Annotated in this window: 9 protein-coding genes; 5 read left to right on the top strand and 4 right to left on the bottom strand. The window is 52.3% G+C overall.

Going from position 1 to position 10385, the window contains the following annotated elements; translation table 11 throughout:
- Positions 1 to 326, top strand: a 326-nt coding sequence (locus tag K3G63_RS22480) for a hypothetical protein (RefSeq protein WP_220616404.1), incomplete at its 5' end; no start/stop codon positions are given.
- 160 nt (positions 327 to 486) lie between these two features.
- Here K3G63_RS22480 and K3G63_RS22475 read toward each other — a convergent pair.
- Positions 487 to 1209: a hypothetical protein gene (locus K3G63_RS22475; RefSeq protein WP_220616403.1), complete on the bottom strand. Its 723-nt coding sequence runs from the start codon at positions 1207 to 1209 to the stop codon at positions 487 to 489.
- A 395-nt stretch (positions 1210 to 1604) separates the two neighbouring features.
- Here K3G63_RS22475 and K3G63_RS22470 point away from each other — a divergent pair, with 395 nt between their 5' ends.
- The gene (locus K3G63_RS22470; protein WP_220616402.1) at positions 1605 to 2033 is read left to right on the top strand and encodes a hypothetical protein; all 429 of its coding nucleotides are present in this window, start codon (positions 1605 to 1607) and stop codon (positions 2031 to 2033) included.
- A 113-nt stretch (positions 2034 to 2146) separates the two neighbouring features.
- On the top strand, positions 2147 to 2275 hold the full coding sequence (locus K3G63_RS22985; RefSeq protein WP_259404657.1) for a hypothetical protein: 129 nt from the start codon (positions 2147 to 2149) through the stop codon (positions 2273 to 2275).
- 238 nt (positions 2276 to 2513) lie between these two features.
- Here K3G63_RS22985 and K3G63_RS22465 read toward each other — a convergent pair whose 3' ends face one another.
- Positions 2514 to 3596, bottom strand: coding sequence for a hypothetical protein (locus K3G63_RS22465; RefSeq protein WP_220616401.1), 1083 nt, complete (start codon positions 3594 to 3596; stop codon positions 2514 to 2516).
- A gap of 741 nt (positions 3597 to 4337) precedes the next feature.
- Between K3G63_RS22465 and K3G63_RS22460 the strand changes: the two genes are divergently transcribed.
- Positions 4338 to 5354: a replication initiation protein gene (locus K3G63_RS22460; RefSeq protein ID WP_220616400.1), complete on the top strand. Its 1017-nt coding sequence runs from the start codon at positions 4338 to 4340 to the stop codon at positions 5352 to 5354.
- A 44-nt stretch (positions 5355 to 5398) separates the two neighbouring features.
- On the opposite strand, the gene K3G63_RS22980 is transcribed toward K3G63_RS22460, so the two are convergent.
- Both K3G63_RS22980 and K3G63_RS22450 read right to left on the bottom strand, forming a co-directional pair.
- Positions 5399 to 5665, bottom strand: a complete 267-nt coding sequence (locus K3G63_RS22980) for a hypothetical protein (protein ID WP_259404656.1) — start codon at positions 5663 to 5665, stop codon at positions 5399 to 5401.
- Between the two features lie 391 nt (positions 5666 to 6056).
- Positions 6057 to 8834: a DNA methyltransferase gene (locus K3G63_RS22450; protein WP_259404655.1), complete on the bottom strand. Its 2778-nt coding sequence runs from the start codon at positions 8832 to 8834 to the stop codon at positions 6057 to 6059.
- A gap of 649 nt (positions 8835 to 9483) precedes the next feature.
- On the opposite strand from K3G63_RS22450, the gene K3G63_RS22445 reads away from it, so the two are divergent.
- Positions 9484 to 10385, top strand: a 902-nt coding sequence (locus tag K3G63_RS22445) for a recombinase family protein (RefSeq protein ID WP_220616398.1), incomplete at its 3' end; no start/stop codon positions are given.

Raw genomic sequence — 10385 nt, 5'->3', positions numbered from 1 at the left:
TCAAGCCAAACTTTAAATTTAAAAAAGGCCGCTTCGACAAGTACCTGCCTTCGGCGACAACCCAAGAGGAACGCATTGCTATTTCCTACCTGAATGAACTGACGCAGTACATTGACGAAGAGGACCTAGCATGCTTCTGCTACTCTAACATGTCCTTGGACGAAGTGGCCAATGGTCCTTCCTCCAACGTGAGCTACTATATGAGCCACCACGCTTTGCTCCGGATTAAAGATGCCTTCCTAGCCGGGGTGGTGAAGTTCAGCGGGGCGTACTGGCTGGATTCAGGAGGGGAGCACTATCAAAGCTTCACGGCTAGTGGTAAGTGAGTAGGGTACCAGCTCAAAGGGGACCTATATCTGCTACCACCTCATGCGCAAAGTCACTGCTGCAAGCCCTTATTTGACATAAAACGACTTCTCGGACGGCCGGTCAGTAACGCTGCAGGCCCAGCATTCAAAAGCGTCCAGCCTTTGGGCCGCCGCTGCGTTACTGCTCCTGCTCCTTTGCAAAAACAAAGCCGTACAGAAAGTCACTTTGGGCCGCCGCGGTGGGTTCCACAACCAAGGAAAAGTCGGTGCTCTGCTTCTCCCGAACCAAGACACCTGCCAGCCGCACCAAGTGCTTGACTCCGCTGCTCGCGTTGTGGTCTTGGGACGCAAATCCCTGCAGGCTAAACTCCTTTATCCGTCCATATTGCTTGTCCACCTGCACAAACGTGGGAATGGCCGCCAGCCATTCCTGTTTCGGCGCGGATTGCGCGTTGCCCTTAGCCAGGAAGGCCGCGTAGTCGGCGCGCTGTAGGTCGCGAATGGAATGCGTAGCCAAGGACATAGCGCGCTCCACACTAGCTAGGTCGGCGGTGGGGAAATCGTACCGCGCCTGCCTGTTCGTTTCGGGTATGATAATACGGACGAAGGCGTACTCTTTTTTTTCCTCCGGAGTCAGGGCATGGTAAAACAAATACGCGCAATTGGACGCGGGCAATTGAAGGGAAGTGAAGTGTTGGTGAAGCTTTGCTGCGACACCGCTGAGTTCAATTTCATAAAATCGCCCTTGCAGTTCCTCCTCGGTCGTTTTGATAACGCCCTTGGAATACTTGGCGGTGCCGCCGTAGAACGCCAGTATCGCCTCAACCCCTTTTGTCTCTGATGAGGAGTTGCAGCTACATAAACTTAAGGCAAGGAGAAGAATAGCTATGATATTTTTCATGGGTAACGCGACGACGCGTGCGAGAAATAAGTGAGGACAAAAGTCCTGTTCGAACTCAAAGATAACAAGGCTATTCACAAGGTTTGAGGGCTGAGCGAAGTGTGTTTTTTCAATTCCTCAACAACCAACGCCTTATTTGCCAGCTCTTGAAAATGTTGCTTATCATAATGTATGTTCTCGGACCCACCTCGGAGAGTTACTATTTCCACTGGTGATACTAGCTGCTGAACAACATAGGACTTTGTTATGGCTTTCCCTTAAGCTGCTGCATAATCTGAAAAGGTCCACCCGCAAAGTCCAGCAACCAATTAGCTCTTGCCCTTCGCTCATAATAGCCAAGTAGCGGCGCGGAAAGACATACCTTGCTATCCTTACTCTATCGGCCTTATCCTTGCATGAACCTGTTGTTTTTCTGCCTTTTTGCTTTCACTAACTATTACTTATTGTTTGTACTGCCTACCAAGATTCCTCGGAAGCAGCAACTCATTGGAGTAGGTATAGCGTTTGCAGCCTTTATCGGCCTCTCTGAATTGCTTTCATGGCTGCATATCCATCCATTCGTCATTGGAGCTCCCCACCAGAGCTTTCCAGCTAACGTTTTATCCTCAGTTAAAATACTGGTTATGCTCTCCCTTGCCAATCAGCTCTCTTACCTGATGGTGGAACGTATAGTGTCCTTCCACCAAGAGAATAATGCCGAGAACTTGCATCGGCAGCCTGTTCGGTTTGCAGTGGAACAGAAGTCGACTATACAAAAGCTCTTTACTGGCTTTTGTCTGTTCAGCTCATTGGTTATGTTCTATGGGATATGGCTGCATGCTTAATCTAGCCAATCAATAACTATCAAGTAGCAACGCGGAAAGCCCCTTCTGCTTAGATTTTAGCCCCGTAGCAAGCCCTTCGACAAGCAGAGAAGAGAATCTACCGCGCCAAGCTCATGCAACGCTCCACGGGCTTGTTTTCAGTTGCTATAAAACACGAAAACCTCTGCGTCAACAGGGGCTTTTCTTTAGGCTTGCAAGAATTAAATTATTTAAAAAAATCAGATATAAAAAATAGTGCATAGCGGGTCGGATAACCTTATAAAGGTGGCTTCTTGCTTAAATATGTTGAGTAAAATGTGGTTTACCTTTTCTTAATAAACGTGCTGATGATTTCTGGCATTTCCAAAACGTATATTTAAGGTATTCATTAAATTGTTTAACTACTAGCAAGGGTCTTTTTTGACGTGCTATAAGACCGTTCAACGACTGCTCCGCTTCGCTACGCACGTCCTTCGGACGTATGCGCTTTCGTTAAATGATTTAATGGGTGGTGAGCTGCGGTTGGACAAGGGGAGTTACCTGTTTGCTGGACTGTTTCCCAGTATAGATAATGGAGGAAACCGGGGACGTGGGCTTGCCAGTCTCCACAGTCGCCGCAAGGGCCTGTTGAAACTTGTGCAGCTCTTTGTCACTGGCCGGGCAGAGCTGGTCCCGTAGGTCGTCGTAGAGCTTCTGCAACTCGAAGAAGCGGCTGCGGCTTTGCTCCTTTACGCGCTGCCGGTAGTTACGGGATTCGGCAAAGGCAATGAGCTGCTGCAACTTCTCTTCCGGTTTTTTGCCGGGCATGAGTGGCAGAATGGAGTTGTAGTCGGGGGTGGGCATTTCGTCCGTTTTGAGGGTAAGGGAGAGGGGAATATCGGTAAGCAGCCCGCACAGCAGTAACTGTACTTCCGGCTTGGTCAAATCATTCAAGGACACACCCGTTTTCAGGGGGCAGTCAGAGGCAATACCCGCCTTATTGAGCTTAATACGGAGAAAACGCGCTTTGTCAATGCAGAATTCAACCTGCTGGCATTGCCCTATTATGCGGCCGAAGTGGATAGCTTGCTCTTCGTTTTTCCGGTAGAGTTTGATGCTGGTATAGGCGTAGCTGCTGGTAGCCGATACCCCGTAGCTCTTACCCGTCATACCACTTTTACCGGGGGGTACAGGCATGGGCATGAACTCCCGCTGGCCGTAGCTTTTCACCAGCTTGTCAATCGGGGCAGCCACCACCGGCACACTCACTTCCAGCGACGTTACCCGAAACTGCGTTGGGTGCAGGCCCACGGTAGCGGCAATCTGGTAGAGAGCTTCGGTGGTCTGGTCAAAGCCCATGAAGGAGTAGTTCTCCCCGTTGCGGAAGTTCTTGACCGAACCGCTGATGGAGAGTCGCCAGCCTACCCTTGTCGTGCGTCGCAGCTTGTAGTACAGCCCCCGGTAGCGGGCGTCGTAGTACAGGGGTTGACCGTCAGCACTCACTTTGCAGCCGAAGCCAAGGGAAGCGTCCGGAAGCGGGTGCAGCAGCGGGTCAATGTCTTTGTCGGAAAGGTTATCAGCAACCAGTGTAATTCTGTCAATCATGTGGAGTTGGTATTATTTTACCGACCCCAACTTTGACTTATTCAATTCCTGTTCCAGTAGAGGAATAAAGTCCAGCAAATAATTTACTACACACTGATTTTCAAGGCAATAAAATACCACTTTCATAAGGAAAAAACGGCATTAAATAGTTTTTAAAATTATTTAATTTAAAATATTGCCTTTTTATACCTTTAAAAATTAAATTATTTAACAAATCGAAGGAGTTTTGAGCATTGCTCTGCTCCCACTACCCCGGATAAACCGCGTATTATGTACATACATGAATCCGCCAGCGTGAGACGGCTTCGTGCTGATGCTGTTTTTTCCGCTCCGTGTGGTACGCTCGGCAGTGTGGATAGTACAACGCACCTTTAAAAGCCAATCGTTGAACCACGGGGCTAAAACAGGGCAAAAACGGGTTACCAGAGGTAACTTCATACTCCCCCTTCTGCCTGCCTACGCTTTTTGGGTGGTAATTTCAGGGCTTCGCGCTCTTTGAGAGTTCTTTACTTTATATTCTTTCCTTCTTTAGAGGCTCACAACCTACTTTAAATCAGCTTATTACAAGGCCAACCGTGGACAACTCCCCCGTTCAACCGTGGACAACTCCCCCGTTGATTTTGGCTCCAACCGTGGACAACTCCCCCGTCAACCGTGGACAGGTCCCCCGTCAAGTATGGACTATTTGGTTTTTCTGTCCACCTTTGTGCGTCTTTGAATCAGCCATACTTGCTGAAAACCATGAAACTAGCTACTGCTGGAGTTGCTGAAAATGCACTGGCCTTCCAACACAATAACCTGATTCGTACTCCACTACGCATGGGGTTACTGGAAGCGCGGATTTTCATTCGGGCATTAAGCCAGATTCACCAGACGGACAAGGCGTTTAAGCCGATTAAGATACCGTTGTCGGTTATCGTTGGACCGTCTCCAAACGGGGAAGCCTACGAAGCGGCAAGAACCGCCTGCAATGCGCTGGTTGGTCAGATTCTCAATATCCTGCCGCATAATGCCCGTAAAGGCAACCTGCGTAAAGTGCCGCTGATGGCAAGCATTGACCTTGACCTAGGTACTGGCACCATTACCGGGCAGTTCAATGAGTTGGCGAAGCCGTACTTGCTTGATTTAAAGTCCGTTGGAAGCTTCACCAGCGCCAACATTGAAAAGCTCCTGACCTTCACCAACGCCAACAGCGCCCGGCTCTACTGGATACTGCTCTCCTACCGCAACTTGGAAAGCAAATCGGTAACGACGAAAAAGCAGCTGGAATTGGCCGAGCTGAAGGCGTGGATGCTGAACGACGAAGCGTTGTACCCGGTCTTTGCCGATTTTAAGAAGCGTGTGCTGGACCCGGTAGCTGAGGATTTCCGACGTATTGGTTTTGGGGCTACGTGGGTGCCGGTTCGGACCGGAAAGAAAACGACGGCCCTGCTCTTTTCCATACCGAAGGACAAGCCGGAGCCTAAAGCCCTAGCTACCGGGGTTGCTGCTGATACCGGGGAAGCAACCGAATGGAGTTCTTGGCTTGCCACCACCGACCCGAAGCTGCAAACGGCCTACACTAAGCTTGTCGAGTTCAACAAGCTCACGGCTACCCAAGCCAAAAAGGTAGTTCGGTGGGTAGCTAACCACCCTGACCAAGCCCCGGCGTTTTACAAAGCCCGGCACAAAACCTTGGCTCCACCAGAGACGGTCAAGGATATGCGAGCCTACACCCTAGCCCGGCTCAATGAGGCCCTAGGTACGGCGTTCAAATAGCCCCGTCACGGCACGTTCGGTAGTGGCGGCGCGGAATGTTGCCACTACCCAAACAGCCGCTTCCAGAAGCCCTGTTTCTGCTGCTCCGGTATCCGTGCAGCCAAGCCCTCGACAATGGCCGTTAGGTGGTCCAGCTGGTTTTGTACGTCCTTTGGGCTGGCCGGTACCTGCGGCTCCGACTTCACAATCTGGCCCTGCGCGAAAGCCCGCACTTCCTCATTGAAGTACTGGCCCATCGTCTTGCCCATTCGTTGAGCTGCCTTCTCCAAAATGCCCCGCGTCTCAAAGTCCACGCCCCGAACAGCCCACACGCCGGTATCGGGAGCCTTACGTGGCCTCCCTCCTTTGCTTTTGGGTTTAGTTGCGTTTTGTTCTGGCGTTTCTGCCGCGCTTTCGGGTTTTGTCGTACTTAACTCCGGTTTAGTTTCGGCGTTTTCAGGTTCAGTTGCACCTAACTCTGGTTTGGTTTCGGCGCTTTCGGAAGGGGAAGGGGTTTCGTTCTGATTAGTTTCGGTCCCCGGCTGGCTCATGGCAGTTTAGTTGCACGTTTAGTTTGACAGCCAAAGTAAGTGAGTTTGGCGACTTGGGTTTTGTATAACTAAACTACCAATTCAGGTAACGTCATTTAAAACCCTGCCGTTAAACCATTTAATTAAAAAAGGCCCGGCCGTTAAGCCGAGCCTTTGGTGTGGTTACGGTATACTACTCTTCCGCTGCTACCTTCTTGGTTGCCCGCTTCGGCTTCGTCAACTTACCTGCGTCCAGTACGGGTTCAGTTAGCCGCCGGTATTCAGCAAACAGGTATTCCAGACGGCTCAACTCGGTGGGGAAAGCAGCAGCCCGGTAGCATAGGTCCACGGCCTTGTCAAGCTGCTGGTGCGCCTTCACTAGTGCCGGAGGCATGGTCAAGGGGTCGTAGAGGGTAGCTAGGCTTTCCATTGGAAATTGCGCCCGCGCGGCCAACACTTGCTGCGCGGCAGCTTCAACAGCGGCAACCTGCTTTGGAGTTGGGGAAGAGGGAAAGGGGAAGTTGTTGTAGACAAGGGAGCTGGAATACCGGAAGTCGCTTTTCAAACGGCCGCAAGTGTGCCGCATCCACGTCATGTGCATGGTGGAAGTCAGCAGGCCGAAGAGGTAGGGCGTCGCATCCGGCACCATTTGAACAGTATTGCTGGCAATAACCTCCTTGGGCAGAAACCCGATCGGAATGTATATGCGCCGTTCGGAGGATACTTCGGGTATTGCGAGGTAATCCGAATCCGGCTGCGCTACCTGCACAAACAGGGTAGGCGTTGCAGCCCGTTTTTGAGTAGACGGCGCTATACTACCAAGGCGCGTTTTACGGACTGCCTCCACGCGGGCCTTTACCAATGGTAACCGCTGGATTTCCGAAGGTGAAGCGTCCACCAGCCAGAGGCACCACCGTTCGGTACCACGAATCAGCTCTTCCCCTCCGACGTATTTTCTTATCCACGGTGCTGCCGAAGGCTCCTTGGTCAGCAGTTCGTTTTTTTCTTCGGTGGAGAGAATCAGAAAGCCCCCATCCGAAGGCTTGTTGCCCCATACCATTTGAGGCACCTTGCTTAGTGGCTTGGTCCGGTTGGCAACGAAAATATCCGGTGCATCAACCAGATAGGCGTTGATGTGGGGCACCAAGCGCTTCAAGGGTTCCGCTTTCGGAGTAGGGTAGTCGTAGAGCGCACACTGAGTAGGCGTCTCCAAGCCAAACCCAACAATAATGCAGAACACGTTGGCATTGCCCCGCGCTTCGTTGCTCCACTTGAAGGTCCGGTGGGCAAAATGAATCTTCACCCCGTACTTCTGCATCAGTTCACCCCATAGGATGCTAACCTGCTCCCCCTGCGTGATGGAATTGGTGCTTACGAAGGCGACCTTAACCGTTGTATCTTGGATATACTGGGCCGCTTTCAGTAGCCAAGCCGACACGTAATCCAGTGCGCCAACCGCTTTCAAGCCTTTGGCAACGGCGGCAACTTCGGCTTTCTGTTGGGCCGTTTGCCACGCTTGCCCGATGAACGGCGGATTGCCAAGGATATAGCTCAACTGGTCCTTAGGTGCAACGGCCTCCCAATCAGTCGTCAGGGCGTTACCATGTACGATTTTGGCCGTGCGTGTCAGGGGCAGCCGTAGGTACAGGTTGCCAAAGGCTTCGGAGAGACGCAAGTTCAGCTGGTGGTCCATCAACCACATGGCGACTTCGGCAATGCGGGCCGGGAATTCCTCCACTTCAATACCGTAGGCTTGGTCTACCTGCACACGGGCGTACAGGGTCAGGTCAACCGTCTGGCCGGTGGCTACTTGGGCGGCAAACTGGCGTTCCAAGATTTCCTGTTCCAATACCCGCAGCTCCCGGTAGGTAACCACTAGAAAGTTACCACACCCGCAGCTTGGGTCCAGAAAGCGGATTTTTTCCAGGCGGCGGTGCAGCTGGTCCAACTTGGTCCTGTTCTGCCCGGCCGCTGCCAGCTCTTGCCGCAGTTCGTCCAGAAATAGCCCCTGAATGACTTTGAGAATGTTAGCCTCGGAGGTGTAGTGCGCCCCAAGATTCCGGCGTTTCACCGGGTCCGTAACGCTCTGGAACAGGGAGCCGAAAATAGCCGGAGAAATGCGCGACCAGTCGAAGTAGGTACACCGAATCAGCTGCTCCCGCAAGGCTTTATCAAAGGCCGGGAAGGGGAAGAATTCCGTGAACAGAGAGCCATTCACATAGGGCAGCTGCTGCAAGTGCGCGGGTAACTGCCGCTGCCGGTCTTGGGGGGCTTGGTCCAGTACCGAAAACCATTGTGCTAGTTGGGTGCCCACGTCGGACCCGTCCTCCCGCGTATGTTCTTCCAGAAAGGCCCGGAAGGCGTCTTTCTCGAAAATGGCGGTATCCTCGGCAAACAGGCAAAACAGGATACGCACCAGCAGGACTTCCAATTTGTGACCGTGGTAGCCGCCCTGTAGAAGTGCGTCGTGCAGTTCGCCCATCAGTTCGGCGGCCTTGATATTGGCGGGGTCCTCGGCTTGGTACTGGCGCTTCTGGTACCCGGTTAGGAAGGAGAACAGGTGTAGGTGCTGGTGCAGCTCTTCCAGTGCAAAATCAACGCTGGTGCCTTCGTCCAAGTCGTACAACCGAAAGCGGGCGAAGTCGGATACCAGAATGTACTTGGGCAGCTCATGGTCTTTCAGGCCGGGGAAATAGTCCTTGGCTTGCTGCACGGCTTTGTCTAGGTCCTTGCCCCGGCTCTTGTGCTCCACCAGTAGCGTACCCTTCCAGAGCAAGTCAATGAAGCCCTGCTGACCGGACAGCTTCTTGACCGGCTCTTCAAAGGTGGCTACCCGACGCCGGTTCACGCCGAACACATTGAAGAAGTCCCCCCAAAACGCTTTCGCTTCGGCGTGTTCCCGTGTTTCTCCCTGCCACTCTTGGGCAAACCGGATAGCCCGGTCCTTAATTTCGGATAAACTTAATGCCATACCTCTACCTGAATCTTTACAATTGAGGGTAGCAAGATATGGCCTAGGCGGCAGCTACCAGCAGTAACCGGGGGTGCAGAGCACTCCACCCGGCTACCCTTTTGAAATTTTTTTTCCTGATTTCGGCCCCAAAGGTTCACGCGGCACACAATGCCCACTATTTACCTCCGACCTCTTCCTGCGACTACCAAAAAAAGTTGGCTTTCACCTCCAAGGGAGGCTCAACTTTAAAATAGATAAGGGAAAAGAAGGAGGTAAATTTTCCATGTTCAATTCAATTTCTAACAACCTAACAGCCATTGTAGTAGCCCTTATTACCGCACTATCCGCTATTGCCGTTGCCTACATTAACAAGCCGGAGCCGACCCCTCCGACTCCCGCACCTATCGTTATCGTTGTACCACCTCCCACGGTGGTCTACAACAACACAGTGGTCTACAATAACACGGTGGTGAATACCCTACCCAAGCCACACCCCCGTCGTCGGTCGCGTTCAAAGGTCAAATCAATTCCAACGCCGAAACCCGTAGCGAAACCCGACACCTGCTGCAAATGCTAGGTTGAAGTCGGGGGTAAGTCATTTTATAAACGGTCGTTTGTAAAATGACTTACCCCTACTACCTTCGTTCCCAACCTCACTTTCGGAAGTATGAAATACGTTGCGCTATATCGGGTATCTACCAGCAAGCAAGGGCAGTCCGGCTTGGGACTGGAAGCGCAACGCAATACGGTGCTGGCCTATGTGAAGGACGCGCCGCTGCTGGCCGAGTACGAGGAAGTGGAATCGGGGAAAAGTAGCAAGCGGCCGACGTTGTGGGCGGCTATCAACCACGCCAAGAAGGAAGGGGCCGTGCTGATTCTGGCAAAGTTGGACCGCCTTTCCCGTCGCGTAGCTCTTACGTCCTCACTCATGGAAGCCGGGGTGGACTTCGTTATCTGCGACCAGCCCAACGCCAACAAGTTCACTATTCACATTTACGCTGCCCTAGCTGAACAGGAGGCGCAAATGATTTCCGACCGAACTAAAGCCGCGCTGCACGTCCGGAAGCAGCAAGGAAAGCAACTTGGTACACCGAAGAATCTGACGGAACAGGCGCGGCAGCAGGGCTTGAAGGTGCGCCAGCTCAACGCCACGAAGAATGAGCATAATCAGAAAGCTACTGCCCACATTGTAGCTCTCCGGAAGCAGAATTTGAGTTTCAACCAGATTGCGCGGGAGCTGAATGCGGTCGGGTTCAAGGCCAGCCGGGGAGGTAGCTTCAACCAGAAGCAGGTGCAGCGCCTTTATGAGCGGGCCACAATGACACCGGCAGATTTTAAATTTAAAAATGCCGCAATGTCCTCTGCTCCGGCCGGGCCTGCTGCTTCGCAACCCGAAATATCTGCTGCTACCCTAGTGCCCACCGACGCACCAGCAGCCCCCGTCAAGCCAAACTTTAAATTTAAAAAAGGCCGCTTCGACAAGTACCTGCCTTCGGCGACAACCCAAGAGGAACGCATTGCTATTTCCTACCTGAATGAACTGACGCAGTACATTGACGAAGAGGACCT

This window comes from Hymenobacter sp. HSC-4F20 (assembly GCF_019599275.1).
In the GTDB taxonomy this organism is placed as follows: domain Bacteria; phylum Bacteroidota; class Bacteroidia; order Cytophagales; family Hymenobacteraceae; genus Hymenobacter.
Note: the sequence above shows the minus strand (reverse complement) of the source record. Positions and strands in the feature narration are given on the sequence as shown.